This is a genomic window from Henriciella mobilis (assembly GCF_003576285.1).
Classification (GTDB): domain Bacteria; phylum Pseudomonadota; class Alphaproteobacteria; order Caulobacterales; family Hyphomonadaceae; genus Henriciella; species Henriciella mobilis.
The window spans coordinates 681,486-707,128 of record NZ_QWFX01000006.1; the positions used below are offsets into that span (position 1 = coordinate 681,486).

Annotated in this window: 25 protein-coding genes; 19 read left to right on the top strand and 6 right to left on the bottom strand. The window is 62.8% G+C overall.

Translation table 11 applies throughout. The features are described from left to right. Positions 1 to 45: 45 nt before the first annotated feature. Positions 46 to 669 carry a hypothetical protein gene (locus D1223_RS08195; RefSeq protein WP_147372725.1) on the bottom strand — a complete coding sequence of 208 codons (624 nt, stop codon included), beginning with the start codon at positions 667 to 669 and terminating at the stop codon, positions 46 to 48. A 217-nt stretch (positions 670 to 886) separates the two neighbouring features. Here D1223_RS08195 and murI point away from each other — a divergent pair, with 217 nt between their 5' ends. Both murI and D1223_RS08205 read left to right on the top strand, forming a co-directional pair. Continuing rightward, entirely contained in the window at positions 887 to 1,771 is an 885-nt protein-coding gene (gene murI / locus D1223_RS08200; protein ID WP_119375904.1) for a glutamate racemase, read from the top strand. Between the two features lie 31 nt (positions 1,772 to 1,802). Then, the gene (locus D1223_RS08205) at positions 1,803 to 2,918 is read left to right on the top strand and encodes a substrate-binding domain-containing protein (RefSeq protein WP_233353088.1); all 1,116 of its coding nucleotides are present in this window, start codon (positions 1,803 to 1,805) and stop codon (positions 2,916 to 2,918) included. A gap of 9 nt (positions 2,919 to 2,927) precedes the next feature. On the opposite strand, the gene D1223_RS08210 is transcribed toward D1223_RS08205, so the two are convergent. Beyond that, positions 2,928 to 4,037 carry a glycosyltransferase family 4 protein gene (locus D1223_RS08210; protein ID WP_119375905.1) on the bottom strand — a complete coding sequence of 370 codons (1,110 nt, stop codon included), beginning with the start codon at positions 4,035 to 4,037 and terminating at the stop codon, positions 2,928 to 2,930. Positions 4,038 to 4,156: 119 nt separating this feature from the next. Between D1223_RS08210 and putA the strand changes: the two genes are divergently transcribed. Beyond that, positions 4,157 to 7,282 carry a bifunctional proline dehydrogenase/L-glutamate gamma-semialdehyde dehydrogenase PutA gene (putA, locus tag D1223_RS08215; RefSeq protein WP_119375906.1) on the top strand — a complete coding sequence of 1,042 codons (3,126 nt, stop codon included), beginning with the start codon at positions 4,157 to 4,159 and terminating at the stop codon, positions 7,280 to 7,282. A 17-nt stretch (positions 7,283 to 7,299) separates the two neighbouring features. Next, complete coding sequence (locus D1223_RS08220; protein WP_119375907.1) at positions 7,300 to 8,172, top strand: DUF3298 and DUF4163 domain-containing protein; 873 nt, start codon at positions 7,300 to 7,302, stop codon at positions 8,170 to 8,172. Positions 8,173 to 8,181: 9 nt separating this feature from the next. Here D1223_RS08220 and D1223_RS08225 read toward each other — a convergent pair whose 3' ends face one another. Next, the gene (locus D1223_RS08225; RefSeq protein WP_119375908.1) at positions 8,182 to 8,496 is read right to left on the bottom strand and encodes a hypothetical protein; all 315 of its coding nucleotides are present in this window, start codon (positions 8,494 to 8,496) and stop codon (positions 8,182 to 8,184) included. Between the two features lie 50 nt (positions 8,497 to 8,546). Here D1223_RS08225 and D1223_RS08230 point away from each other — a divergent pair, with 50 nt between their 5' ends. Together D1223_RS08230 and D1223_RS08235 are read left to right on the top strand one after the other, a co-directional pair. Next, positions 8,547 to 9,866 carry a serine hydrolase domain-containing protein gene (locus tag D1223_RS08230; protein WP_119375909.1) on the top strand — a complete coding sequence of 440 codons (1,320 nt, stop codon included), beginning with the start codon at positions 8,547 to 8,549 and terminating at the stop codon, positions 9,864 to 9,866. A 264-nt stretch (positions 9,867 to 10,130) separates the two neighbouring features. Then, the gene (locus tag D1223_RS08235; RefSeq protein ID WP_119375910.1) at positions 10,131 to 12,002 is read left to right on the top strand and encodes a ribonucleoside-diphosphate reductase subunit alpha; all 1,872 of its coding nucleotides are present in this window, start codon (positions 10,131 to 10,133) and stop codon (positions 12,000 to 12,002) included. Positions 12,003 to 12,101: 99 nt separating this feature from the next. Here D1223_RS08235 and hrpB read toward each other — a convergent pair whose 3' ends face one another. Then, positions 12,102 to 14,546: an ATP-dependent helicase HrpB gene (gene hrpB / locus D1223_RS08240; RefSeq protein ID WP_119375911.1), complete on the bottom strand. Its 2,445-nt coding sequence runs from the start codon at positions 14,544 to 14,546 to the stop codon at positions 12,102 to 12,104. 142 nt (positions 14,547 to 14,688) lie between these two features. On the opposite strand from hrpB, the gene D1223_RS08245 reads away from it, so the two are divergent. The 10 genes from D1223_RS08245 (at position 14,689) to D1223_RS08290 (ending at position 22,812) form a co-directional block, all read left to right on the top strand. Then, entirely contained in the window at positions 14,689 to 15,420 is a 732-nt protein-coding gene (locus D1223_RS08245) for a glycosyltransferase family 2 protein (protein WP_119375912.1), read from the top strand. Positions 15,421 to 15,508: 88 nt separating this feature from the next. Further along, positions 15,509 to 16,078: a hypothetical protein gene (locus tag D1223_RS08250; RefSeq protein ID WP_233353089.1), complete on the top strand. Its 570-nt coding sequence runs from the start codon at positions 15,509 to 15,511 to the stop codon at positions 16,076 to 16,078. A 134-nt stretch (positions 16,079 to 16,212) separates the two neighbouring features. Further along, positions 16,213 to 17,988 carry an alanine/glycine:cation symporter family protein gene (locus D1223_RS08255; protein WP_119375913.1) on the top strand — a complete coding sequence of 592 codons (1,776 nt, stop codon included), beginning with the start codon at positions 16,213 to 16,215 and terminating at the stop codon, positions 17,986 to 17,988. A gap of 193 nt (positions 17,989 to 18,181) precedes the next feature. Next, positions 18,182 to 19,093, top strand: coding sequence for a tyrosine recombinase (locus tag D1223_RS08260; protein WP_119375914.1), 912 nt, complete (start codon positions 18,182 to 18,184; stop codon positions 19,091 to 19,093). A gap of 89 nt (positions 19,094 to 19,182) precedes the next feature. After that, entirely contained in the window at positions 19,183 to 19,410 is a 228-nt protein-coding gene (locus D1223_RS08265) for a hypothetical protein (protein ID WP_119375915.1), read from the top strand. A 50-nt stretch (positions 19,411 to 19,460) separates the two neighbouring features. Beyond that, a complete protein-coding gene (locus D1223_RS08270; protein WP_147372727.1) occupies positions 19,461 to 19,982 on the top strand; it encodes a hypothetical protein in 522 nt (173 codons plus the stop codon). A gap of 85 nt (positions 19,983 to 20,067) precedes the next feature. Continuing rightward, positions 20,068 to 21,126 carry an HpcH/HpaI aldolase/citrate lyase family protein gene (locus D1223_RS08275; RefSeq protein ID WP_119375917.1) on the top strand — a complete coding sequence of 353 codons (1,059 nt, stop codon included), beginning with the start codon at positions 20,068 to 20,070 and terminating at the stop codon, positions 21,124 to 21,126. Between the two features lie 41 nt (positions 21,127 to 21,167). After that, positions 21,168 to 21,710: an energy transducer TonB gene (locus D1223_RS08280; RefSeq protein WP_119375918.1), complete on the top strand. Its 543-nt coding sequence runs from the start codon at positions 21,168 to 21,170 to the stop codon at positions 21,708 to 21,710. A 94-nt stretch (positions 21,711 to 21,804) separates the two neighbouring features. After that, positions 21,805 to 22,344 carry an energy transducer TonB gene (locus tag D1223_RS08285; protein ID WP_119375919.1) on the top strand — a complete coding sequence of 180 codons (540 nt, stop codon included), beginning with the start codon at positions 21,805 to 21,807 and terminating at the stop codon, positions 22,342 to 22,344. Between the two features lie 33 nt (positions 22,345 to 22,377). Continuing rightward, the gene (locus D1223_RS08290; protein WP_119375920.1) at positions 22,378 to 22,812 is read left to right on the top strand and encodes a hypothetical protein; all 435 of its coding nucleotides are present in this window, start codon (positions 22,378 to 22,380) and stop codon (positions 22,810 to 22,812) included. Positions 22,813 to 22,868: 56 nt separating this feature from the next. Here D1223_RS08290 and D1223_RS08295 read toward each other — a convergent pair whose 3' ends face one another. Next, positions 22,869 to 23,069, bottom strand: coding sequence for a dodecin family protein (locus D1223_RS08295; protein WP_119375921.1), 201 nt, complete (start codon positions 23,067 to 23,069; stop codon positions 22,869 to 22,871). Between the two features lie 139 nt (positions 23,070 to 23,208). Here D1223_RS08295 and D1223_RS08300 point away from each other — a divergent pair, with 139 nt between their 5' ends. The 3 genes from D1223_RS08300 to D1223_RS08310 are packed head-to-tail and all read left to right on the top strand — an operon-like array spanning position 23,209 to position 25,168. Beyond that, a complete protein-coding gene (locus tag D1223_RS08300; RefSeq protein ID WP_233353090.1) occupies positions 23,209 to 23,628 on the top strand; it encodes a nuclear transport factor 2 family protein in 420 nt (139 codons plus the stop codon). After that, positions 23,625 to 24,164 (top strand): GNAT family N-acetyltransferase, encoded by a 540-nt coding sequence (locus D1223_RS08305; protein WP_119375922.1) that lies wholly within the window; start codon positions 23,625 to 23,627, stop codon positions 24,162 to 24,164. Before D1223_RS08300 ends, D1223_RS08305 begins: the two co-directional genes overlap by 4 nt. A gap of 41 nt (positions 24,165 to 24,205) precedes the next feature. Continuing rightward, entirely contained in the window at positions 24,206 to 25,168 is a 963-nt protein-coding gene (locus D1223_RS08310) for an acetyl-CoA carboxylase carboxyltransferase subunit alpha (protein WP_119375923.1), read from the top strand. Positions 25,169 to 25,297: 129 nt separating this feature from the next. Here D1223_RS08310 and D1223_RS08315 read toward each other — a convergent pair whose 3' ends face one another. Then, positions 25,298 to 25,552 carry a TraR/DksA family transcriptional regulator gene (locus tag D1223_RS08315; RefSeq protein ID WP_119375924.1) on the bottom strand — a complete coding sequence of 85 codons (255 nt, stop codon included), beginning with the start codon at positions 25,550 to 25,552 and terminating at the stop codon, positions 25,298 to 25,300. Positions 25,553 to 25,643 lie beyond the last annotated feature (91 nt).

Here is a 25,643-nt window from a genome sequence, read left to right on the forward strand (position 1 = left end):
CAATCAGACCCGGCCCACTTTCTACTATACACCTTTTGCGGCGGCTTAGTGCAGCGCGCCGTTCGACATGAACTTCTGCGCCTGCTCGACCCACTGCTCACGAGCCACCCGGCCCTTGAAGGCGAGGAAGTCATCGACCCACTTGGCTTCGGGCTCTTCCCAGGCAGCGATCTGCCGGAAGTGGTAAATGCCTAGATCGTTCAGCGTCTTGGACAGTTTCGGGCCGATTCCCTTGATGCGGGTTAAGTCGTCCGGACTGCCATCCGGCGCCTCGATGCCTGTCGGACGGCGAAGCACGTCGCCTGCCGCCTCCGGCATGAATTTCGACATGTCGAACATAGTCGTGAAGTCGACTTGCGGCCCATTGCGGCGCACCTGGTCGAACCAGTCGGTCACCACGCCGCCCGGCACGGTCTGCGGCCAGCGCATCCAGCTCGGCATGGCGTCGAGGACCTTTGCCGTATTTTCCCAGTGCTGCAGGTTGAGATCTGCCAGCTTGCGGAAGACATCGCGGGTCAGGTCTTCCGAGGTCGTCTTTTCGGAGTCCGGATGCATGGAAAGGACGGTCTCGAGCCAGGCTTCACCAGCGCTGCGGCTGAGATCTGTCCATGCCGCAAGGGACTCGGTCCAGAGGTCGATCGGATTGAGTTTTGCTTCGGCGGTCGTCATCAAAGGCGCTCCTTTGCGCGTATGCTGCAGTGCAACATAGCTTTTATTGAGCGCTTTTTCAAGCTTTTTGCGCAAGCGTCACCCTTGGGCCTTCGCGGGTGCAGCATTTTGAGCGCCTGCCGGGCCGTGGTCCGGGGCGAGGCAGATGCCGCGCCAACGCCATATTAACGCCTGAAGCGAAGCATCCTATGGTCTGCGAACCGGAGGTCTCGCACTGATGCCGAACGAAACCATCCTGTCGAGCCGCATTGTGCCCGTGCCTGAGGCTGGCCGCGTGCTGGTCTTCGATTCTGGCATGGGCGGCCTGACTGTGGCGCGTGAGATCATGGCGCGGGCGCCCGGCATCGCGGTCGATTACGCTGCCGATACAGGCTTCTTTCCCTATGGCGACAAATCCGATGCAGCGCTGCGCGAGCGTCTGCCCGAGATCGCCTCACGGCTGGTCGATGCCGCACGCCCGGATGTCTTCGTGATCGCGTGCAACACGGCGAGTACGCTGGCGCTGGACCAGGTGCGCGCGGCGCTGTCCATCCCGGTGGTCGGCACGGTCCCGGCGATCAAGCCTGCTGCGGCGGAGAGCCAGTCCGGCGTTATCGGCCTGCTTGCGACGCCTGGCACAATCCGGCGCCAGTACACGGCAGACCTTATTCGCGATTTTGCCAGCCATGTCAGCGTGATCCTGCACGGCAGCATCGAACTTGTCCGCCTTGCCGAAGCCCACGCCGCAGGTGAGCCCTACGATGCCAACGGTTTCGCGGAGGCGCAGCGCCCGCTTTTCGAGGCAGAAGGCGGTGACCAGCTGGATACCATCGTGCTGGCCTGCACACATTTTCCGCTGGTGCGCGATCAGCTTGCGGCGGCAGCGCCGCGCCCGGTCAGATATATCGACTCCGGCGCAGCCATAGCCCGTCAGACGCTGCGGGTGCTATTTCGCCAGGTCGATGGACGAGCAGCGACTGAGATGCCGGGCGGGCGCGTTTTCCTGAGCGGCCCGCCAGCTGACAGTGAGCGGCTGGTCAAGGTCTGCCGCCGCTTCGGGTTCGGAACCGCCATAGGGCTTGATGACACCGCGAATGCAGAAAACCGGTCGGCTCACATCTGACTGTCACAAAACTTCGATAATTGAGGCTGACTTGAAGTTCAGGAAGGTGCTCTTCATGCGGTCTCTTCTCGCCCTGCTCAGCCTCGCATTCACCGCTGCCGCGTGTGCACCCGAGGTCGACCTCTCGCAGATCGATGCCCAGAGCGGCGCCCCACCTGTCTTTGCAGCGTCGCCAGACCAGAAGATCAAGATTGTCGGCTCCTCAACGGTTGCCCCCTTCTCGACCACGGTCGCCGAACAGTTCGGGGCGATTTCAGAATTTCCGACGCCGATCGTGGAGACGACCGGTACGGGCGGCGGCTTCAAGGCATTTTGCCAGGGGATCGGACCGGACCAGCCATCGATCTCCAATGCCTCCCGCCCGGTCAAACCCTCCGAGATCGAGCTTTGCCGCAAGGCCGGTATTACCGAGATCGTCGAGGTGAAAATCGGCTATGACGGCATCGTCCTTGCCAATGCGAAAGGCTCGCCGGAGCTTGACCTCACCAAGGCGGAGATTTTCCTGGCGCTGGCCGAACAGATCCCGGACGGCCAGGGCGGCTGGATGAAGAATCCGCACCAGACCTGGAAGGACGTCGCAGACCATTTGCCGGACATGCCGATCCTCGTTTCCGGTCCACCGCCAACCTCAGGTACGCGTGATGCTTTTGCCGAGCTGGCCATGGAAGGCGGCGCTGAGGAAATTCCAGAAGTCGCCGCGCTGAAGGAAACGGACGCGGCCCTCTTTGCCAAGCGCGCCACCACCATCCGGATGGACGGCAAATGGATCGATTCCGGCGAGAACGACACGGCCATTGTCCAGACCCTGATGAAGAATCCCGACAGCATCGGCATCATGGGCTACTCCTTCCTGGAGCAGAATCTCGACCGTCTCAAAGGCGCGCATATCGAGGGCACCGATCCGACCTTCGAGCAAATTGCCAGCGGCCGGTATGGCATTTCCCGCTCCATGTTCTTCTACGTGAAAAAGCAGAACCTCCCGCTCGTGCCGGGCATCGAGGGCTTCGTCAGCGAGTTCACCCAGGAAGACGCCTGGGGTCCGACGGGTTACCTGGTGGAAAAGGGGCTTATTCCGCTTTCGGCCGAAGAGCGCGAAGCCGAGCGCCAGCATGCCCTCGCCATGATCCCGATGGGCGCTGACAGCTAGGCAGCAGGGCTAAGCCTCTGGCGGCGTTTCCACGGGCGGTTTCTTCTTGCGCCGGCGCAGGCGGATCTTTTGCCAGAAGCGTTTGCGTTCCGGCACCGGCAGCGGATCAAGGTTCTCGATAAAGGCCTCAGCGCACGCTTTCCAGCTATAGCCCTCGGCATAGGTCCGCGCCGTTTCGCGGCTGAGCTTCAGCGCATCGACACAAGCCTGCTGCAGGTCCTCGCCGATGACGCCGGCATTGGAACCGGGAATGATATCGCGCGGGCCTGGCGCATCATAGGCGGCGACCGGTGTGCCGGCGGCCATGGCTTCCAGGATGACGAGGCCGAACGTGTCGGTCAGGCTTGGAAAGCAGAAGACGTCAGCGCTCGCAAAACAGGTGGCAAGCTCTTCCTCGAACTTCGCGCCGAGGAATTTCACCTTCGGGTATTTCCGTTTCAGCTCTTCAAGCTGCGGGCCTTCGCCGACAACGACTTTCGAGCCGGGCAGGTCGAGTTTCAGGAAGGCTTCGATATTCTTCTCGACCGCGACACGGCCGACATTCAGGAAGATGGGACGCGGCAGGCCCTCGAACGGGTCACCTGGCTGGCCTTCCTCGATGCGCCGCGATGGGTGGAACAGGTCGACATCCACGCCGCGCGTCCATGAGACGACATTGTTGAAGCCGTGATCTTCCAGCTCCTTTCGCATGGATGGCGTCGCGACCATCACCTTGCCGGAATATTTGTGGAACCAACGCACGAAGCCATACCCCCAGGCCGTCGGGATGGGAAACCGCGCAGAGACGTATTCCGGGAAACGCGTATGATAGGAGGTCGAGAAGGGGTGCTTTTCCTTCAGGCACATGGCGCGGCCGGCGAGGCCCAGCGTGCCCTCTGTCGCGATATGGACGGCATCGGGCTGGAAGCTTTCAAACCGTTCGGAAATGGCCTTGCGCGCGAACAGGGCCAGGCGGATTTCGCTATACGTTGGCAGCGGGATGGTCGTGAAGCCGTCGGCAGGCGATACGACTTCCCACTCATGCCCCATGGCCTCGCATTCAGCGATCACCCGTTTCATCGTGCGTACGACACCGTTCACCTGAGGTTCCCAGGCATCGGTAATGAGCATGATACGCATCGGGTCTCCTTGCAGCTGTCCGCAGCGCGACACTTTTAGGCGCATTCCAGCGGGCGTAAACCTGCGGGAAGATTGTAATTATAACGAGAGTGCAGCAGGTTCGAGCAGGGAGCACAACCATGCCAGACTTTGGAAACACAGCCGAAAGCAGCTGGGATACGCTGGATGCCCGAAAGTTCGCCGATGAGGAAGCCCTCGTTGCGGACATTCTGAAATCCTTTCCGCTCGATGAGCGGGCAAGGACCGCCTCGGTACGGCGCGGGCGGGAACTTGTGGAAAAAGCCCGCGCGGCCGGTCGGCCGAAAGGCATGATGGAGAGCTTCCTTGAGGAGTTCGGCCTCTCCAATGCCGAGGGCCTCGCGCTGATGTGCCTTGCCGAAGCGCTGCTGCGCGTGCCTGACGCCGAAACGCGGGACGAGCTGATTGCCGAGAAGATCCGGTCCGGCGACTGGGGCGCGCATTCCGGCCAGTCGGACAGCTGGCTGGTCAATGCGTCGACCTGGGGGCTGATGCTGACCGGCCGGGTGATCGGCCCGCCGGAGGATGCCCGCAAGGGGCCGGCGACCTTCCTGCACAACCTCATCCGCGAGAGCGGCGAACCCGTCATCAGGACGGCGATGCTGCAGGCCATGCGGATCATGGGTGAGCAGTTCGTCCTCGGGCGCACCGTTAAAGAAGCGCTGAAGCGCGGTCGGCACATGATCAAGGATGGCGACGCGGCAAATTTCAGCTTTGACATGCTGGGCGAAGGCGCCCGCACGAGCGAGGACGCCGAACGTTACTTCACCGCCTATATGGACGCCATCAAGGCCGTCGGTGCGGATGGCGATCCGAAATACGCGCCCGAAGAGAAGAACGGCATCTCCGTCAAGCTGTCGGCACTCCATCCGCGCTATGAAGCCGTCAATCAGGCCCGTGTGATGGACGAGCTTTATCCAAAGCTCCTCGCCCTCACCGAAGAGGCGGCCAAGCACAACATCAATCTCTGCATCGATGCCGAGGAAGCCGACCGGCTGGTCATCTCGCTGAAGCTGCTCGAACGCCTGATGCGAGAGCCTGCGCTGAAAGGTTGGCAGGGACTAGGCCTCGCCGTGCAAGCCTATCAGAAGCGCGCGAGTGAAGTGATCGAACGACTGTCAAAGCTCGCTGGCGAGACCGGCACGCGGCTCATGGTGCGGCTCGTGAAGGGGGCTTACTGGGACACCGAGATCAAGCACGCTCAGGAAGAGGGCATGGTCAACTTCCCCGTCTTCACCACCAAGCCGGGCACTGACCTCAATTATCTTTCCTGTGCCCACGCCCTGCTACGGGCGAGCCCGCGCCTTTATCCCCAGTTCGCAACGCACAATGCTCATTCGCTGGCGGCGATCCTGATGATGGCGGAGGATGAAGGCGTCACGAATTACGAGTTCCAGCGCCTGCATGGCATGGGTGAGCCGCTCTATGGCGCGGCCGAAAAAGGCGGCAAGGTCCGCGTCTACGCGCCAGTTGGCGCGCACAAGGACCTGTTGCCCTATCTCGTTCGCCGGCTGCTGGAGAACGGCGCCAATACGAGCTTCGTTCACTCTTTCCTTGATCCGGATGTGCCGGTCGAGAAGGTCGTCGACGATCCGATTGCCAAGGTTGAGGCAGGACCGCGGCGGCATCCGCGCATCCCGACGCCGCCGCGTCTCTACGGGCCGCTTCGCCGTAACTCGGTCGGCGTGGATCTTTCACAGGCTGGCGAGCGCGATGTGCTCGAGCAGAATGTCGCCAAGCTGGAAACGGGCCCGGCGCTGGAAGCGGGGCCGATCGTCTCCGGCAAACCAAAGACAGCGGGTGGCCAGCCCGTCTCGCCCCCCTTCGACCTGTCGTGCACGCTGGGCACGGTGCTCGAAGCCAGCGAGGCCGATGTCGATGCGGCGCTTGATGCGGCTGTCCGCTTCCAGCCGGAGTGGGACAAGTGCGGCGGTGCGGCTCGCGCGCGGATTCTCGCTGCCATGGGCGATGCGCTCGAAAACAATATGGACCGGCTTTGCGCCCTGATGGCCCAGGAAGGTGGCAAGACGTTCGGCGATGGTGTCGCCGAAGTGCGCGAGGCCGTCGATTTTTGCCGCTATTATGCCGTCCAGGCCGAAGAGAAATTCGAAGGACAGACGCGACTGCCGGGACCGGCGGGCGAGACAAACCATATCTCTCTGCATGGCCGGGGCGTCTTTGCCTGCATCTCGCCCTGGAACTTCCCGCTGGCCATTTTCACCGGGCAGATCGCAGCCGCATTGGGCGCAGGCAATACGGTCATCGCCAAACCGGCCGAGCAGACGCCGCTGGTCGCCTATGAGGCCGTGCGCCTGTTCCAGGCCGCTGGCCTGCCGGGCGAGGCGCTACACCTGCTGCCGGGACGCGGCGAAACGGTCGGTGCAAAGCTGACAGCGGATCCGCGTGTTTCCGGCGTCTGCTTCACCGGCGGGACCGACACGGCGCGGCTGATTAACCGGACGCTGGCCGACCGGCCTGGACCGATCATTCCGTTCATCGCGGAGACGGGTGGCTTGAACGCGATGTTCGTCGATACCACCGCGCTGCGTGAACAGGTGATTGACGATGTGCTGGTCTCGGCCTTCGGCTCGGCCGGGCAGCGCTGTTCGGCGCTGCGCATCCTGTTCCTGCCGAATGACACCGCTGACCTGCTGATCGACGGTCTCAAGGGTGCCATGGACGAGTTGAAGCTGGGTCATCCCGGCCACGCCGATACCGATGTCGGACCGGTCATCGACGCCGAAGCGCACGAGATGCTGACCAGCTATGTTGCGCGCATGAAAGGCGAAGCGACACTTCTCAAGCAAATGGATGCGCCGGATGGCGGGCACTTCTTCGGCCCCGCCATCATCGAGCTCAGCAGCCTGGACCAGATCGAAAAGGAGACGTTCGGCCCGGTCCTGCATATTATCCGTTACGACCCGGACGATATCGACAAGGTGGGCGCAGCGCTGCAGGCGAAAGGCTACGGGCTGACGCTCGGAGTCCATTCGCGGCTTGAGAGTTTCGCCCGGAAGGTGCGCGCGGTGGTTCATGCAGGCAACACCTACATCAATCGCTCCATGACGGGGGCCGTTGTCGGCGTGCAGCCCTTTGGCGGCGAGGGCCTGTCGGGGACCGGCCCGAAGGCAGGCGGACCGCACTATTTGCTACGATTTGCGGCAGAGCGTGTATTAACCAACAATATAACAGCCCAAGGTGGTGACCCCGAACTTTTGAGTCTATAACAGCTGAAGAAACAGCAATGGTGGGTAGTTACGTGGTTCGCTGGTCAGGATTAATTGCGGCGTTCGCCGTCGCGGCCTGTGGGGCCGAACAGCTTCCTTCATCACCGTCCGAGCTTGCCGAGCCAGACACGCAGACCAATGCAAAAGGCACGGCGGCGAGTACGGACGAGCTGTTCAATTCCTCGCCACAAGTTGCGATCGTGAACGGTGAACAGGCCGCGACGATCGATATCAGCCTGCCCAAGGACCTCGATACACTTCATCCCGACCTTGGCGATGAGATCCGAAGCCGTGCCAATCGCGGGACCGAGGCCTTCATCGCCACTGCCGAAGCCGACAAGGCCGAGGCTGCGGAAAAAGGTTATGACTTCCGGCCGCACTCGCTCGACGTGAAGTGGATCGAGGTCGGCCCGCGCGAGGGTCGTCTCGCCGCCTATCTCGGGACCTATGCGACCTATACGGGCGGCGCGCATCCGAATGTTCTCTTCGATGTCCTCAACTGGGACCGCGTCGACAATGTGCTGGTCACTTTCGAGGACCTCTTCGATGACCCGCAAGCGGCGCGTGCAGCCATGACCCTCGCCCTGAAGGACGGCCTTCTGGAACAGAAACGCATCCGGCTGGAGGGGACGGGGATCAGCGAAAATGAAATGATGACGGCCTGGGTCGGCCCGGCCTTCGAGGGCAATGAGAGCGTGTTCCAGGGGTTTACTTTCGCCCGATCGTCCGATCCGGCCAGGTCTGGTGGCATGATCTATCATTTTGCGCCGTATGAAGTCGGCGCCTATGCCGAAGGCGTCTACGAGGTTGGCGTCAGCTACGAAGCCTTCGAAAGCGAGCTGAAGCCCGCCTACACGGATGCTTTTGGCGGCGAGCCCATCCTGCCCTGACCGCAGACGTCAGTCGTGTACCAGCGCGCAGCCGAGACCGTCTTCGAAGGCGGCCCTCGATTTGATCGCGCCGCCGAGGACGCTGGCCGTGATCGTATCTTCTTCTTCCGAGACTGTGACGGCGCTGATATCGACAGTGAAATCCTGCATGCAGCTGTCCATCTCGCGCCCGGCCACAAAGCGGCAGGAGCAGACCATCTTGGCGCCGTAGGCCGTGGCGACCTTGGCATAGGCGACCTGGTCCTTGAGCCAGACCTGCCAGCCGATCCCCGCGCCGATCGCGAGCACGACGGCAATCACCGCAAACACTTTGACGAGCTTCATCACACGCCCCTAATCTGCCCTCAGCGATAAAAGGGATAGGGAGACGCGGTATGATGGGCAAGGGATATGGCCGATTCCGGCTTGGTCAAAAGCGGTTGCTGGCGAGCCTCGCGCTCGCTTTAGCCACCATTCTGCCTGCCACCGCCCAGCCCCTCGTGCCGCTTCCGCCGCAGCCCGACGGGCTTGCCTGGCCGACCGAGGGCTGGGAGCAGGGCGAGCTGCCGGCCGAGATCGCGGATGATGTTCGGGCGCAAATCGACGAAGTGATGACGCGCGAGCTCAGCGATGTGATGGGCGAGACGCGGGCCGTGGTGATTATCCATCGCGGCAAGCTGGTGCTCGAAGCCTATCGCGACGGCTTCGGGCCGGAGACGAAACAGGTGTCCTGGAGCATGGCGAAGTCGGTCACCTCGGCACTGACGGGCCGCGCGGTCCAGCTCGGCCTGATCGAAGATATCGATGTGCCGATGCCCTCGCCTTTCGAGGCGGACGATCCGCGCAGCGAAATCACCTGGCGCCAGTGGCTGACCATGACCGACGGGCTGGACTATCTGGAGATAGGCGCAACCAGCATGGCGGAGAATGACGTCATCCAGATGATGTATGGGCCCGGCCGGTTCGACGTGACACAATATATAGTGGATGAGCTGCCGCTGATCCACGCGCCAGGCACGGTCTGGAATTATTCGACGGCGGGGTATCACCTGCTCGGACGGGCGCTGCAGCAAATTTCAGGATCGTTTGAGCTTGGTCAGGGAATGAAGGATGCGCTTGCAGAACAGTGGGACGCAGAGTTTCGAGAGCGCCTTATCAATCACTCGGTCGAACTCCAATATAGCAAGATCTATTCTGGCGAGCTCCTTAACGTTCTGCTCTTCGAGCCCCTCGGCATGGATGCCCAGCCAGAATTCGATTCGGCGGGGACGTATCTCGGCGGCTCGCTGGTCTGGGCCTCGGCGCGGGACTTCGCGAAGTTTGGATACCTCTATCTGCGCGACGGTGTCTGGGAGGGCGAGCGGCTCCTGCCTGAAGGCTGGGTCGACTTTTCCCGCACGGACCCCGATGACACGGATGCCAATGTCTACGGGGCTGGCTGGTGGATCACGACGCGCGGTGCGGACCCCGTTCCGCCCTATCAGAAGCGGAACGCCCCGCCCTGGGACAGCTTCGCCGCCGAGGGCCATGAGGGCCAGACGATTTTCGTGGTGCCGTCCCGCGACCTCGTCATCGTCCGTCTGGGGCTGATGTCGAATGAAGGGGAGAACTGGCCGGAGCTCTTCAAATGGAATCAGTCGCTCGCAAATCTCTTCCCTGAGACCCGATTCGCATCGATTCCCGATGAGTCCGGCACCGAAACAAATTCACCCTGATTTTTTTCTTTGCGCGGCCATCCACAGGCCGGTGCATTTCTGTGCATGACAGAATGTCAATCATGGTGGGCGTGGCGGCGGCGTGTTAACGTTCGCTTTACCCGTTTTCCACCGCTTAGGTGCTGAATCTTCCGTGTGCCCCATTGACCAAGCATTAACCTTGGGAACACTATATCTAGTATTGGGGAAGGGCTGAGGCACCGGATATATGGCGCTTCAGGGGCATCATCCCTATATTTAACGGGCCGATGAAGAGGTTAGACGATGTCTGCGAGCAATGCTGCCACCACCACGAAAGCCAGCCTTCGCCGGGGTAAGCCGAAGGGTCAGGCGCGTCCTGAATTGAAGCTGGTTTCGGACATCGAAATCACGATTGATAATTCGCGCGATGCGCTGCTGACCGAGTTCGGCAAGAAGACGCTCGAAGATCGCTATCTCCTGCCGGGTGAGACCTATCAGGGCATGTTTGCCCGCGTCGCGAAGGCTTTCGCCGACGATCAGGATCACGCCCAGCGCATCTATGACTATATCTCGCGCCTCTGGTTCATGCCGGCGACGCCCGTCCTGTCGAATGGCGGCGCCGATCGCGGCCTGCCGATCTCGTGCTTCCTCAACCAGGTTGGCGATTCGCTCGATGATATCGTTGAGACCTGGACGGAGAATGTCTGGCTCGCCTCGAATGGCGGCGGCATCGGCACCTATTGGGGAAATGTCCGCTCCATCGGTGAGAAAGTCGGCCAGAACGGGCAGACCTCCGGCATCATCCCGTTCATCCGCGTGATGGACTCGCTGACGCTCGCGATCAGCCAAGGCTCACTGCGCCGTGGCTCGGCAGCCTGCTATCTCGACATCCACCACCCGGAAATCGAGGAGTTCCTCGAAATCCGCAAGGCGTCGGGCGACTTCAACCGCAAGTCCCTCAACCTGCACCATGGTATCAACATCACCGATGAGTTCATGGAAGCGGTCCGCAATGATGAAGAGTTCGGCCTGCGCTCGCCCAAGAATGGCGACGTGCTGCGCAAGGTGAATGCCCGCAAGATCTGGCAGAAGATCCTTGAGCTGCGCATCCAGACTGGCGAGCCCTACCTGCTCTTCACCGATACCGTGAACAACGCCATGCCGGCGCACCAGCGCAAGCTCGGCCTCAAGGTCCGCCAGTCGAACCTGTGCTCGGAAATCACCCTGCCGACCGGTGTCGACCACAAGGGCGAGGATCGCACGGCGGTCTGCTGCCTGTCTTCGGTCAATGCCGAGAAATTCCTCGAATGGTCGAAAGACGAGAACTTCCTGGAAGACATCTACCGCTTCCTTGATAACGTCCTTGAGGACTTCATCGAGCGCGCGCCGGACGAGATGGCCCGCGCGGTCTATTCGGCCAAGCGCGAGCGGTCTGTCGGCCTCGGCCTGATGGGCTTCCACTCCTTCCTGCAGACCATGAACGTGCCGATGGAAAGCGCCATGTCAAAGGTCTGGAACGAGAAGATGTTCAAGCACATCCGTGCTGGCGCCGACCAGGCTTCGGTCAAGCTCGCCAAGGAGCGCGGCCCCTGCGAGGACGCCCGGGACGCGGGCATGATGGCGCGCTTCAGCCACAAGATGGCCGTGGCACCGACCGCATCGATCTCCATCATCTGCGGCGGCACCTCGGCTGGCATCGAGCCGATCCCGGCAAACGTCTACACGCACAAGACGCTGTCCGGCTCCTTCACCGTGAAGAACCCGCAGCTGGAGCGTGTTCTAGAGCAGAAGGGCCTGAACACCGAAGAGGTCTGGTCATCCATTCTGGAGAATGAGGGGTCGGTCCAGCATCTCGACGCGCTCGACGAGCATGAAAAAGCTGTCTTCAAGACCGCCTTCGAGCTCGACCAGCGCTGGATCATCGAGCTGGCCGCGGACCGTACGCCCTATATCTGCCAGAGCCAGTCGCTCAACGTCTTCCTGCCGGCCGACATCGACAAGTGGGACCTGCACATGCTGCACTGGTCGGCTTGGGAGAAGGGCCTGAAGTCGCTCTATTACTGCCGTTCCAAATCCGTCCAGCGGGCCAGCTGGGCTGGCGCAGCCGACAAGGAAAAGGCGCAAGGCATGGAGGTCCCCAAGACCGACTATGACGAGTGCCTCGCCTGCCAGTGATCTGATTGATCACCAAAAATCGACAATAAGGACCCCGGCTCAGGCGAGCCGGGGTTTTTTCTGGATATAGAAACCAGAACAGCGGCACGAGAGCACCGCCTATTTGCCGAGCCGTTTTTTGGTCATGCCCGCATGTGGCTTTGCCGTGGCCGGGTCGTCGGGCCAGTCATGTTTGGGATATTGGGCGCGCATATCCTTCGCCATGTCGCGATAACCGCCCGCCCAGAAACCCGCTATATCTTTCGTCACCGCGATCGGGCGGCCGGCAGGCGAAAGAAGTTGCAGTGTGACCGGCAAGCGCCCGCCCGCAATGGTAGGCTGCCGGGTCAGCCCAAAGAGCTCCTGTGCCTTCGCCTCGACCAGCGGGGCATTGTCATCAAGATAGTCGACCGGCGCATTCCGCCCGCAGGGCAAAGGAATGGACGATGGCGTAAGATCGTCGATCTCCTGCGCCTTCGGCCAGCCAAGGGACTGTTTCAGCGCGTTCAGCACCGCGCCGTCCGACGGCATCCGGAACGTGCCGCCACCCAGAGACGGAGCCAGCCAGTCATCAGCGCTGGCGGCGAGTTCCGCCTCGGATGGGGCGGGCCAGTCTTCGCCGAAAGCCTCATGCAGCAGACGCAGCCGCGAGAGAAATGTCTGCACGGGCTGACCCAGGCCCGCGGCTTCAAACCCTTCCTGTTGCACGAATTCGATAAAAGCGGCCCGCGCCACATCGCCGGAGGGCTGCGGCAAAGGTGTCTCGGAGAGCACGATCCGGCCAATGGCCTTCACGCGGCGGCCCTTGAAGCTGCGGGATGCCGGTTCGAAACTGGCCCATTCTGCGGTGACGGGGGGATGAAGGGCGAGGACATCCTGTTCGGCAATCGGTGCTGCGAGCGTGATCCGCGCCCGGCCGGCTGCGCCGACCATATCCGCCACGACGATCCACTGCGCCTTGGCCAGCGCCGAGTCGGCCGCGAGTTCGCCAGCCCGGCCATTTGCCAGCAAGTAACTTGTCTGCGATCCATCGCGCCGCCTTGCGATCTGTCCGGGCCACGCCTTCGCCAGGAGTATTGCCGGATCGCCAGTCGCCTCAGCGTTCCCGGCCCAGCGGCGTGCCTGCTGCTTCAGCGCCTTCGCGCGCGGGCTGTTATCGCGTCTGAAACCTGCCAGCCGGTCCAGGAGATTGGCCGAGCTGCCGCCGATGCCGGGCTCGCTGGCCAGCGCTGCAATCTCGGCAGCGAGTGCCTGTTCGCCCTCGGTGTCCGCGCTCGCGATTAAGCTGGCATAGTTCGGGTCCAGCGGTAGCGCGGCCATGCGCTTGCCCCGGGCGGTGAGCTTGCCGGCGCCGTCCAGTGCGCCATAGGCGGTAAGGGCCTCGCGTGCCGCTTCGATGCGGCCTTTGGGCGGCGCATCCAGCCAGGTCAGCCGGTACGGGTCGTCTTCGCCCCACTCGGCCAGGGACAGCATCAGCCCCGAAAGGTCCGCATTCAGGATTTCCGGCGATGGCGCAGCAATCAGCCCGCGTGTCTCTTCCTCGTCCCAGAGGCGGTAGCAGACGCCGGGGCCGAGCCGGCCGGCCCGCCCGCGCCGCTGGTCGACATTGGCCCGCGCTGCCCGGATGGTGCGCAGCACCTGCGTCCCGCTGGCTGGGTCGAATTCCGGCACGCGAGCAAGACCGGAATCGACGACGACATGGACGCCATCAATTGTCAGCGCGCTTTCGGCAATGTCGGTTGCGAGCACAACCTTGCGATGGCCATCTGGCGCAGGCTGGACGGCTTCATCCTGTTCCTTGGGTGAGAGCGCGCCAAAAAGCGGGTGGACGGTGACACCGCCCGGCAGGCTGCCAAGCCGCTCGGCGGTCCGCCTGATCTCGCCCGCCCCTGGCAGGAAGGCAAGGATCGAGCCCGTCTCGACGCGCACGGCCTTGTCGATCGCGGCGGCCATCTGGTCTTCGATCCGCTCTCGCGTTCGGCCGAGATACTTCGTCTCGACCGGGTATTGCCGGCCCTGACTTTCGATCACGGGCGCGTCCAGTTTCGCGGCGACCTTCTCAGTGTCCAGCGTGGCGGACATGGCGATGAGGTGCAGGTCGTCGCGAAACACGGCTTGTGTTTCCAGGGCCAGCGCGAGGCCGAGATCGGCATTCAGGCTGCGCTCGTGGATTTCGTCGAAGATCACGGCCGAAACGCCCTCCAGCGTCGGATCCGCGAGCAGCCGGCGCGTGAACAGGCCGTCCGTAATCACTTCAACGACGGTGTCTTTCGAAACCTTGCGTTCGATCCGGGTCGCAAGGCCGATCCGCCCGCCTGTCTTTTCGCCCAGAGTCGCGGCCATGCGTTCAGCCGCCATCCGCGCGGCAAGGCGTCTCGGTTCAAGCATGACCACTTTGCCGGGCAGGGCCTTGAACCCGTCGATCAGACCGGCCAGCGCCAGCGGGACACGCGTCGTCTTGCCGGCCCCGGGCGGGGCGGCCAGCACCAGGCGCCGGCGCATGCGAACGGCCTCGCAGATGTCTGCAAGCAGCGGCTCAATCGGCAGGTCGGTCGGGCTGGCCATCTTCGCCCGTCTAGCCGAAACGCTGCGCTTTGACACGGGCACTGGCAGTCGGCGCGGCTTTCCATGGTTTCGCTTTTCCGGCGAAGCGCTTAAAGAGGGCCACCAGTCAGACCCCAAGATCCTCCGCGGGAGGCCAGAAGCCGTGGCAGAAACGCTAGAATTCTCCGTTGTCGTACCGGTGCATAACGAATCCGGAAATGTCGAAGCGCTGGCCCGCGAGATCGCGACAGCGCTGGATGGACGCGCCTACGAAATGATCTTCGTCGACGACGCTTCAACCGATGAGACCCGCTCTGAACTCGCTGCGCTGAAGGAAACCTTTCCGGCGCTGCGCATCCTCAGCCACCGCAAGAATGCCGGCCAGAGCCGTGCCATCCGGACCGGTGTTCAGGCGGCCCGCGGACGGGTGGTGGGCACGCTTGACGGCGATGGCCAGAACGACCCGGCCGATCTGCCAGACCTTTACCGCGCCCTGACGCGGCAGGATGCGCCGGAAAAGCTCGCCATGGTGATGGGCCGCCGGGCGAGCCGCAAGGATACCGCCTGGAAGCGGTTCGGTTCGCGCTTTGCCAATTCGATTCGCAAGCGCATGTTGCGCGACGATTGCGATGACAGCGGCTGTGGCATCAAGGTTCTCAAGCGCGAGGTTTACCTGGCGCTTCCCTATTTTGATCACATGCACCGTTACATGCCGGCGCTCGTCCGGGCCGATGGCTATGACGTTGAATACATGGACGTAAATCACCGTGAGCGTGGCGCGGGCCGGTCCAAGTACACGAATTTCGGGCGGCTCTGGGCGGCGCTCTCGGACCTTCGCGGCGTCACCTGGCTGATCCGCCGCCGCCGGAATCCCGAAGGCGCGGACGAAATCTGACCGTATCTTTCCTGACCTGAATTCTGCCGTCTTTGCGCCTTCTGATGTAGAACTTCGTGCTTAACAGCAGCGAAAGGGGACGCTAGGCATGAGTATGAAAGGATTCTTCGGTGCGGCGGCAATCGCCCAAGCCGAGGACCGCAAGAAACGCGCGGCGGCTGAGCGCCGTCCCACAACAGCCAGGGGATTCATCATGCGTGTGCTACTCGGTATTTTTCCGCTACTGGTCATTCCGGTTGCCATCTACAACCTGATTGCGCTTCCTTTCGGTGGCTCCGGCGACCCCGACAGTGCCGTGATCGCGAATGCCTCGCCGATCCTCGACCTGCTCAACAATCCGATGCTGACCATGCCGATGATTTCCGGCGTCAACTGGGCGGTCACCAATGGGGAAATGCTGATCCTGTTCTCGATCGCGCTCCTGTTCATGGAAATCCTGAAATCGACCTCGACCGGCACGGCGACGATCATCAATCACGCAATCTCGATGATCCTTTTCATCGTCTGCCTGGTCGAATTCCTGCTCCTGCCGAATTTCGCGACCTCGGTCTTCTTCATCATCATGATCATGACCCTGCTCGATGTGCTGGCCGGTGTTGTTGTGACAATTGTGTCGGCGCGCCGCGACTTTGGTGTCGGGGAAGGTTTCAGCGCCTGACCTGAATCCGGGCAAAAATCGATCACCAACGGACGGGGCAGATGTAAAATCTGCCCCGTCCTGCTTCACAGCGGCGAAAACACGTCTAGTGTCGGTCTCCCAACAGGAGCTTCAGGGAGCCGGGGAGGCCAGCTTTGGATATCATCACACTCATCGAGAATGTCGCCGGATTCATCTGGGGCGGCACATGGGGCGACGCCGTCGTCGTTCCGGGCCAAATCGGTCCGCTTGCCGTTGTCCTGCTTGGGACCGGGCTGTTCATGATGATCCGCCTCGGCGCGCGGCCCTTGCGCCGCTTCGTGCCTGCGCTGGTCGAAGTCTGGCAGGGCCGCAAGGCACAGGGCGAAGACGGGGCGATCACGCCCTGGCAGGCCCTTTCAACAGCGCTGTCGGGCCAGGTCGGCACGGGTAACCTTGCTGGCGTCGCAACGGCGATCACGCTGGGCGGGCCGGGCGCGATCTTCTGGATGTGGATCGTGGCCATTTTCGGCATGGCGCTCGCCTTCTCGGAAAGTTCGCTCGCCGTGAAGTATCGTGAGACCGACGAATACGGCCGCATCAATGGCGGCCCGATGTATTACATCAAGAACGGCCTCGGAAAGCATTGGGGCTGGCTGGCGGTCATCTTCTGTCTCGGCACGCTGTTCTCGGCGGCGGCGACAGGCGGCGCGATCCAGGCCAATTCGATCATGGAATCGGTCACCGAGACGAGCTCATCGACGCTCGGCCTGTCCATTCCGCCGTGGGCCATCGGGCTCGTTCTGGCCGGTCTGGTCTTCGCCGTCATCATCGGCGGCATCAAGTCCATCGGTAGCTTTGCCGGCAAAGTGGTGCCGGTCATGGCGGGGCTCTACGTGCTGGCCGCGCTGATCGTGCTGATTATCAATATCGACAAGGTGCCCGGCGCTTTCGGCGAAATCTTCAGCCATGCATTCGGCTGGCATGAAGCCGCGAGCGGCGCAGCTGGTTACGGGGTCATGCAAGCGGTTCGCTACGGTATCGCGCGCGGCCTGTTCTCGAACGAGGCCGGTCAAGGCTCGGCCCCGATTGCGCACGCGGCCGCCCGGACCAAGAACCCGGTCCAGCAGGGCGAGATCGCCATGATCGGCGTGTTCATCGACACGATTGTGATCTGCACCATGACCGCGCTGGTCATTCTCACCGTGGTTGGCGACTTCAAGAAAAGTCCGGCCCTGATGGCGGCGAACAGCTGCATTGAAGCCGATTTCGCATTGCCTGAAAGCCTTGGTGAGGGCGACCTGTTCCCAAGCGCCTATACTGAAGGCCGCGAGCGGACGATTGCCCAGAATGGGGCGGTTGCCGCGGCCTGGCTGCAGGAGTGCCGCGCATCGGGCGTGACCTTTGAGGACATCGCCATCGAGGCCGCCCATCCTCCGGCGCTGCAGTCGATGACCGTCGAACAGGTCACCGCGCTCGAGGCCGAGGGCGGCGAGGCCTGGACGGCACTCCAGGCGGAGATCGACAAGTCCATGGTTGCCGTCGACCATGCCTGGGAAACGGATGCAAACTCCGCCGCAATCACGACACGGGCCTATGGCGCCGCCTTCCCGGGCGGTGAGTTCATTGTGCCTATCGCGTTGTTTTTCTTCGCGTTTACAACGATTATCGGTTGGTCCTATTACGGTGAACAGGCGGCGACCTATCTCGTCGGCGAGTGGGCGACCCACCCATTCCGCTACATCTGGGTCGTGATCATCTTCCTCGGCACCGTTGCCTCTGCCGACTGGCTCTGGCTGCTGGGCGACATTTCAAATGCGTCGATGGCCTTCCCGAACCTGATCGCGATTCTCGCCCTGTCGGGTGTCGTTCTGGCCATGCACCGGATGAATGACGATCCGGATCATGGCCATCCGGTGATCGACAAGACGGAGGAGAATCCGGCGGAGTAAGCCGGGACGCACTGTTGGAAATTTGCCCGTCCCGGGAGTCCAGAAACAGTACGATTTCCGTATGATTCGGGTACGATTCCAGTCCATTTCCGGTCTGGTTCAGGCCGGAGGCTACAAAATCCGGGCGCGGCGGCCACGTCGCGCCCGTTTTCATAAGCGCGATATTAAGCATCTGCGCGCCAGACTCGGTGCGATGAGTGACGCCGCCCGCATCGATGCCTTTCTTGAAATGATGAGCGCCGAGCGCGGCGCCTCTGCCAATACGCTCGATGCCTATGGCCGCGACCTGGCCGATGCCTCGTCATTTCTGGAGGGCCGGCTCACCCGCGCCTCTGCGAAAGATGTCGCCCGCTATGCGCGCTGGCTTGCCGATCAGGGCCTTGCCCCGCGCAGCCAGGCCCGCAAGCTGTCCTCGCTCCGCCGCTTCTGCCGCTTCCTGTTCGAGGAGGGCGACCGCAAGGATGACCCGACCTCGAAACTCGAAGGCCCGAAGGCTGGCCGCGACATTCCCGATGTACTTTCGCGCGAAGAGATGTCGCGCCTGATCGAGGCGTGCGGCGATGACATGCGCCTGCGTTGCCTCGTCGAGCTGCTCTACGGCGCCGGGCTGCGGGTCTCGGAACTGGTCAGCCTGAAACTCGGCAACCTGCCCCGCCGGCGCGGCGAGCGCTGGGAGACCAGCGACATCATCGTCCGCGGCAAGGGCGGCAAAGACCGGCTGTGCCCGCTCGGCACACCTGCCCTCGACGCCATCCTCGCCTGGCTGGCCCAGCGCGAGGAGACCCTGCCCAAGGGCACGCTGAAGGCGAAGTCTGCGGCGGCCTACCTGTTTCCGTCGCGCGGCAAGGAGGGCCATCTCACGCGCCGGCGCCTCGGCCAGCTTCTGAAGGACCTCGCCCTGGCCGCCGGACTCGACCCCGACCGGGTGCATCCGCATGCCCTGCGTCATGCCTATGCGACCCACCTTCTGCAGGGCGGCGCCGATCTCCGATCCGTCCAGACGCTGCTCGGCCATGCCGACATTTCCACCACCGAGATCTATACACACGTCCTCACCGACGAGCTGGCAGAACTGCTGGAGACGGCCCATCCGCTGGCGCGCTGAAGAGATTTTGCACGCGGCCTCTCCCACAGCGCCGGGGATCGCGTATATTATTGTTTCTGACAGTCCGACTGCCGCTTACTGGAGACACCATGTTTGCCGTCATCAAGGCCATTGCGGCCACCATTCTCATCGCTGAAGTCGCCGGCGCGTTTGCGCTCAGCCTGGTGACGCTCGTCCTGTTCACCCTGCACGTGCACGGCCTCATCTTCTGGGGACTGGAAGCCATCACCGCCTGCCTGGTGATCTATGGCTGCGCGCTCTTCTTTCGCAGCGCCCTGGCCTACGAGCGAACTGCAAGCCGTCCGACCGAGGATTGAAACCCAGACGCGCCTCATGCGTAAATGAGGGGATGGGCAGGGACGATTTCATGTTGCGCAATCGATGGGCTCTCGCCGGGCTCGCCTTTCTGGCAGCCTGCGGCAATGCCAGTTCGGGCAACGGCACGGAGGCTCCGTTTGCGCCGACGGCCAGTCCTGACGACTTTGCCGTCCTGGTCGGAGATGACTGGGAGGGCGAGCTGACCTATCTCGATCCGCGCGACGGCGAGAGCGACGTCACCGTGCCGGTCGAACTGCTGGTCGGTCAGAACGAGCGGACGTTCGAGCTCCATTTCACTTTCCCGGACAATGAACAGGCCGGCGGGCGCGCGGAGATTACCGTGTCGGACGATGGCCGCCGGTTGAACGATGAGACCCTGATCCGCCGGATGAAGACCGAAGACGGCCTGATGCTGGTCGCGCAGGCCGAATGCCAGGAGAATGACGAGCCAGGCGCCTGCAAGTACACCTACCTCATCGGTGACCACGCCTTCGAGATCACCAAGATGATCAAGCCGCAGGATGACGAGGCCTTCTTCCGGCAAAATCATTACAGCTTCACGCGGCCCTGAAGTCCTGCGCCTTCGCGTAGCGTCAACCGATTGACCGGCCCACGCGCTCCTCTATGTTGCACCGCAAAAGCAGGAGGAGAGGCGCATGTCACGGAAAACACCCCGGAATTTCTTCAAGCCACTGGCGATCGGCGCACCCGAACCGATGCGCGAGCTGCCGGTCCGGCTGGAGCGGATGATTCATTTCGTGCCCTCGCACCTCGACAAGGTGCGCGCCAAGGTGCCGGACATCGCGCCGACCGTTGATGTGGTCCTGGCCAATCTGGAAGACGCGATCCCGTCGGACGCCAAGGATGCGGCCCGCGCCGGCGCCATCGAGATGGCGGATATGTATGACTGGCAAGGCAAGGGCACCGGCTTCTGGAGCCGGGTCAATCCGCTGAACTCGCCCTGGTTCCAGGATGATGTCTCCGAACTGGTCCTGAAGGCTGGCCACCAGCTTGATGTCATCATGCTGCCCAAGGTCGAAGGCCCGTGGGACATTCATTTCGCCGACCAGTATGTCGCCCAGCTGGAAGCCAAGGCGGGCCTGAAGCGCCCGATCCTGTTCCATGCCATTCTCGAAACCGCGCAAGGCATGGCGCTGGTCGAGGAGATCGCGCTCGCCAGCCCGCGCATGCAGGGCATCTCGCTTGGCCCGGCAGACCTTGCCGCCGACCGCAAGATGAAGACGACCCGCGTTGGCGGCGGCCACCCCTTCTACCGTGTCATTGACGATCCGAACGAGGACGGCTCGGCCCGCGAAAGCGCCCAGCAGGACCCCTGGCACTACACGATTGCGCGCATGGTCGATGCCTGCCGCATGGCCGGGATCAATGCCTTTTACGGCCCGTTCGGCGACATTTCCGACAGCGCGGCCTGCGAGCAGCAGTTCCGCAATGCCTTCCTGCTCGGCTGTTCGGGCACCTGGTCGCTGCACCCCAACCAGATCGATATCGCCAAGCGCGTCTTCTCGCCCGATCCGAATGAGGTGAAGTTCGCCCGCCGCATCCTTGAAGCCATGCCGGACGGAACCGGCGTCGCCATGCTCGACGGCAAGATGCAGGATGATGCGACCTGGAAACAGGCCAAGGTGATCTCCGACCTGGCCGACCTGGTGGCTGAAAAAGACCCCGATTTGGCAAAGGCCTATGCGGGTGGTTAGGATAGGGGGCGTGGTCCAAGAGCAATCAAGGAGACACGCCTATGAAACTCATCCCCTCCATCGCCGTCCTGTCCATCAGCCTGCTCGCCGCCGGTACGGCCAAGGCCGACATGGATTATCACGGCTTCAACAAGGAAACCGTCGACTCGCTGAATGAGCGCCTGGCCGAACCGCTGACCGGTGAGGTTCTAGCCGTACTGAGCCAGCATACCGACATCGAGGCCTGCGGTGGCACGAAGACCGTCACCATGCAGACCCCGGACGGCTGGGACGAGCGTATCGAGTCCGCCAACATGCCCGGCGGTGACGTCATCATGCCGGTGCCGACCGAAGCGCTCGCGCCGGATTATCCCGCGCTTTATAATGTTCTCGGCGTCGAGGGCGTCTGCGAGGTAATGTTCGACGTCAATGAAGACGGCGCGACCGAAGAGATCATGACCAATTGCACGCTGCCGCAATTTGCCAAGGCGACCCGCGCCATGATCGGCCCGCTGGAATTCACGCCCGGCGACGGCGCCGATACTCCGGCGACCGATGACATCATCATCCCGGTCCAGTACTGCCTGGCGCCTGAGGAAGAATAGGCCGTCCGCGCCCAAACGGCGCGTGGCAGGCTTGGCGGCGCGGGCTGGGCTGCTAAGGTCGGTTTTTCGTTAACCATGATGTTAGGCCGTCCCCATGAAGCCCGTTTCCCTCGCTGCCCTTGCCGCCACCGGACTTCTTGCGGCGGCTTGTGCAACGCCTCCGCCTGCGCCAGACACGGCGGTGTCTGCATCCGCGACCGGCCCGGTTTCGCTGGCCGGGAAGATTGCCGCGTGCGGCCATGCCGGCGCGCCGCCTGCCGAGGTCGTCTACCCCGATGGCTGGCAGCAGCGTCTTGCGGAAGTGGCGAAGAAGACGATGTCCGATGATGAGCTGCTCGGCGGTCCGGTCACGACCGAAGTCGTGGCGCGCGACGACCAGCCGCTCTCCCCGCCGCGTCCGGTCTATCCGCAATCAGCCGCGAGCATGGGCCTGGAGGCCCAGTGCTATGCGATGATGGATGTCACGCCGTCCGGTGTCCCGGAGGACATCCTCACGGCCTGTTCGTCGGCGGCCTTCAATGCGTCGGCCTATGAGGCGGCCCGGTCGATGACCTTCGCGCCGAAAGTGGTCGATGGCCGCCAGGTGCGCCGCCTTAATGTTGTCTATCCGTTGACTTATTGCCTTCAGGGCTGAGGGCGCTGTCCATCACTTGAAAAGGGGACGCACATGAAACGAATTCTGATCGCTACCGGCCTTGCGGCTGGCCTGGCCGCAGGATTGGCTGGGGCCGACGAAGCGTGGAACACGCCGATCGGCGAGGTCGTCTATGACCATGACACGCCGGAAGGCCACGCCGTGCTGACCTATCCGATCGAGGGCAGTGATGTGCTGGGCATTGGCTATGTCACAGGGCTGGCCGGCCAGACCGAAGGCCGCGGGGCCTATTCCGGGATCTGGATCGAACCCGACCATGCCGCGGTCGAGCGCTGCGATTTTGCGATCACCGACCCCGAGACCGGCGACGCGCGCTGGAACTGGGGCACGTTCGACATGGTGTTCGTGCAGCCGGACTTTCCCGCCAGCTGGGTCATCCAGCGGGGCTACTGCTTCGAGCAGCCGAGCGAGTTCCTCACCGGCGAGCCGATCACTGGCGGCCAGTAGGCGCGGGGCCCTCGCCCTGAGTTTCTCAAAGGGCGAGGGCCCGTTGGCGGATCCGCCTAGTCGGTCAGCACGAACGTCACTTTCATCGTGACGTAATAGTCGTTGATCTTGCCATCCTTCACGCGCGCCTTGATGTCGGACACCCAGACGTGCTCGACATTCTTCAGCGTGTCGGATGCGCGCTCGATGCCTTCCTCGATGGCCTTCTCGATCGACTTTCCGCTGGCGGTAATCTCTGTAACGCGGGCAACACTCATCGGTTGGCCCTCCTTTGCCTGAAGCGCCACCCCAGCCAGGGCGCTACCAAATCACAGGCTGGCCTGCTGTACCAGCGCCGGGGCTATCGCAGGCGGTGCGCTTCAGGCTATGCAGGCAGGCAAAGAGAGGGAGCCCCACATGGTCGCGACAACCGGATATTCGAAGAATGTGCAGCGCTGGATGGATTATTTCCACGGCTCGCACGGCCCGGCAGAGCTCTCGGGCATGCTGCATGACGATGTCGTCTTCCAGAGCCCGGTCGTGCACACCCCGCAGGAGGGCAAGGCGATCACGATGATGTATCTCGGCGCCGCCGGCCAGACACTCGCCAATGACACCTTCCGCTATGTCCGTGTCTTCGATTGCGGGGACAAGGCCGTCCTCGAATTCGAGTGCGAGATGGACGGGATCACCGTCAACGGCATCGACATGATCGAATGGGACGCAGATGGCCTCATCACCGATTTCAAGGTCATGGTCCGCCCGCTCAAGGGCATGCAGGCCGTGCACGGCGCGATGAAGGCGATGCTCGAACAGATGAAAGCCGGCCAGGGATGAGGGGACGGCCGGTCCCGGTCATCCTGACCGAAAGGCTGAGGCTTCGCGGCGTCGAGGCTTCCGACTTCGAGACGCTGAAGGCGCATTGGAGCCATCCCGACACGATCCGCTTCATTGGTGGGCTTGCCCGCCCGCCGCAGCTGGTCTGGACGCGGAGCGTACTGGGTAGCCGCGGCCTGTGGGCGACGCTCGGCTATGGCTACTGGTTTGTCGAGGACCGGCGCACGGGCGATTTCGTCGGCGAGGTCGGCTTTGCCGATTTCCACCGCGACTCCGAACCGGATTTCTGGGGCCTGCCGGAATGCGGATGGGTCATCTCGCCAGCCTTGCACGGCAAGGGCTATGCGAGCGAGGCGGTGAAAGCCATCCACGACTGGTTCGATATCGAGGTCGATGAGCCGAAAAGCGTCTGCATCATCGACGAGGAGAACCACGCCTCGCGCCGGATTGCGGCCCGGATCGGCTATCACCAGGCCGGGACGGTCCGCCTCGACGGCAAGGATGTCCTGTATTTCGAGCGCACAAGGGGCGGTTGAAAACTCTAGGATTCTGCGCCGACTGCCGCTAGTTATTCCCCATGCCGACGACATACCTCGATTTTGAAAAGCCGATTGCCGAGCTCGAGACCAAGATTGCCGAGCTGGAATCGCTGAGCACGACAGGTGAAGGCCCGTCCATCTCCGACGAGCTGAAAAAGCTCAAGGACAAGGCTGCCAAGCAGCTCAAGGACACCTATTCCTCGCTGTCGCCATGGCGCAAGACCCAGGTTGCCCGCCATCCCGAGCGCCCGCACTGCACCGACTTCATCGAGCACCTGTTCGATGATTTCCAGGAGCTGGCCGGTGACCGGGTGTTCGGAAACGACGAGGCCGTGATTGGCGGCCTGGCGACCTTCCGGGGCCGCAGCGTGATGATCATGGGCCACGAAAAAGGCCGCACGACAGAGAGCCGCCTGCGCCACAATTTCGGCATGGCCCACCCGGAAGGCTACCGCAAGGCGGTGCGCCTGATGGAGCTGGCCGACCGGTTCAAGCTGCCCGTCCTGTCCTTCGTTGACACCGCCGGCGCCTTTCCCGGCAAGGCTGGTGAGGAGCGCGGCCAGGCCGAGGCGATTGCCCGCTCGACCGAGCGCTGCCTGACGCTGGACGTGCCAATGGTCTCGCTGATCATCGGCGAGGGCGGCTCGGGAGGGGCGATTGCCATCGCGGCGGCCAACAAGGTTCTGATGATGGAGCATTCCATCTATTCGGTGATCTCGCCGGAGGGCTGCGCTTCCATCCTCTACCGCGACGCGGCCAAGGCCCGCGATGCGGCCGAAGCCATGAAGATCACGGCTGACGATCTCCTGAAGCTGAAAGTCATTGACGCGATCGTGAAGGAGCCGGTTGGCGGGGCCCATCGCGACCCGCAGCGTGCGATCAGCCAGGCCGGCCGGGCCATCGAGAAGGCGCTGGGCGAGCTGGAAAACCTGTCACCGGCCGAACTGAAACGCCAGCGCCGCGACCGCTTCTATGCCATCGGCCGCGAGGGGCTGAATTAGGGCCTTTTTTCCTGGATTTGCCGCAATGGGCCCCACCCCGACCCTCCCCAGAGGGGAGGGGGATGGCATTGCGATCTGGTCAGGCTTGCGCCTCCTCCCCTCTGGGGAGGGTCGGGGTGGGGCCAGACGTCAGTCCTCGTTGCAGGTCCCGCAGCTCATGATGGCCGGGTCCCTGTCGAGGCGTTTCATGCTGATCTGGTCGCCGCAATAGAGGCAGAGGCCGAAACGGCCATCCTCAAGCCGGCGCAGCGCGGCATCGATGCGCTTGATGTCGTCTTCCTGGGCTTGGCCGCCCGTTATCTCACTGTCCGTGCACGCATGGTCGGACGGTGCGCTGGACATGCCGATCCCGTCGGCCTGGCGATGATCTAGCGGAGACTTCATCTGCTGAAGCCTGCGACCGATTTAATCGCTTGGCAAGGGCTAGTCGAATAGGTGGGTCATAGATTATCGAGAGTCGAGAAGACTCGGCAAA

Coding starts and splice junctions, on each gene's coding strand:
- D1223_RS08210 (WP_119375905.1), bottom strand. CDS start 4,037: ATGCGTATCATGCTCATTACCGATGCCTGGGAACCTCAGGTGAACGGT.
- D1223_RS08285 (WP_119375919.1), top strand. CDS start 21,805: ATGAAGCCCGTTTCCCTCGCTGCCCTTGCCGCCACCGGACTTCTTGCG.
- D1223_RS08315 (WP_119375924.1), bottom strand. CDS start 25,552: ATGAAGTCTCCGCTAGATCATCGCCAGGCCGACGGGATCGGCATGTCC.
- D1223_RS08265 (WP_119375915.1), top strand. CDS start 19,183: ATGTTTGCCGTCATCAAGGCCATTGCGGCCACCATTCTCATCGCTGAA.
- D1223_RS08295 (WP_119375921.1), bottom strand. CDS start 23,069: ATGAGTGTTGCCCGCGTTACAGAGATTACCGCCAGCGGAAAGTCGATC.
- D1223_RS08260 (WP_119375914.1), top strand. CDS start 18,182: ATGAGTGACGCCGCCCGCATCGATGCCTTTCTTGAAATGATGAGCGCC.
- D1223_RS08290 (WP_119375920.1), top strand. CDS start 22,378: ATGAAACGAATTCTGATCGCTACCGGCCTTGCGGCTGGCCTGGCCGCA.
- D1223_RS08195 (WP_147372725.1), bottom strand. CDS start 669: ATGACGACCGCCGAAGCAAAACTCAATCCGATCGACCTCTGGACCGAG.
- D1223_RS08250 (WP_233353089.1), top strand. CDS start 15,509: ATGAGTATGAAAGGATTCTTCGGTGCGGCGGCAATCGCCCAAGCCGAG.
- D1223_RS08230 (WP_119375909.1), top strand. CDS start 8,547: ATGATGGGCAAGGGATATGGCCGATTCCGGCTTGGTCAAAAGCGGTTG.
- hrpB (WP_119375911.1), bottom strand. CDS start 14,546: ATGGCCAGCCCGACCGACCTGCCGATTGAGCCGCTGCTTGCAGACATC.
- D1223_RS08310 (WP_119375923.1), top strand. CDS start 24,206: ATGCCGACGACATACCTCGATTTTGAAAAGCCGATTGCCGAGCTCGAG.
- D1223_RS08280 (WP_119375918.1), top strand. CDS start 21,168: ATGAAACTCATCCCCTCCATCGCCGTCCTGTCCATCAGCCTGCTCGCC.
- D1223_RS08235 (WP_119375910.1), top strand. CDS start 10,131: ATGTCTGCGAGCAATGCTGCCACCACCACGAAAGCCAGCCTTCGCCGG.
- D1223_RS08300 (WP_233353090.1), top strand. CDS start 23,209: ATGGTCGCGACAACCGGATATTCGAAGAATGTGCAGCGCTGGATGGAT.
- D1223_RS08225 (WP_119375908.1), bottom strand. CDS start 8,496: ATGAAGCTCGTCAAAGTGTTTGCGGTGATTGCCGTCGTGCTCGCGATC.
- putA (WP_119375906.1), top strand. CDS start 4,157: ATGCCAGACTTTGGAAACACAGCCGAAAGCAGCTGGGATACGCTGGAT.
- murI (WP_119375904.1), top strand. CDS start 887: ATGCCGAACGAAACCATCCTGTCGAGCCGCATTGTGCCCGTGCCTGAG.
- D1223_RS08305 (WP_119375922.1), top strand. CDS start 23,625: ATGAGGGGACGGCCGGTCCCGGTCATCCTGACCGAAAGGCTGAGGCTT.
- D1223_RS08270 (WP_147372727.1), top strand. CDS start 19,461: ATGTTGCGCAATCGATGGGCTCTCGCCGGGCTCGCCTTTCTGGCAGCC.
- D1223_RS08220 (WP_119375907.1), top strand. CDS start 7,300: ATGGTGGGTAGTTACGTGGTTCGCTGGTCAGGATTAATTGCGGCGTTC.
- D1223_RS08275 (WP_119375917.1), top strand. CDS start 20,068: ATGTCACGGAAAACACCCCGGAATTTCTTCAAGCCACTGGCGATCGGC.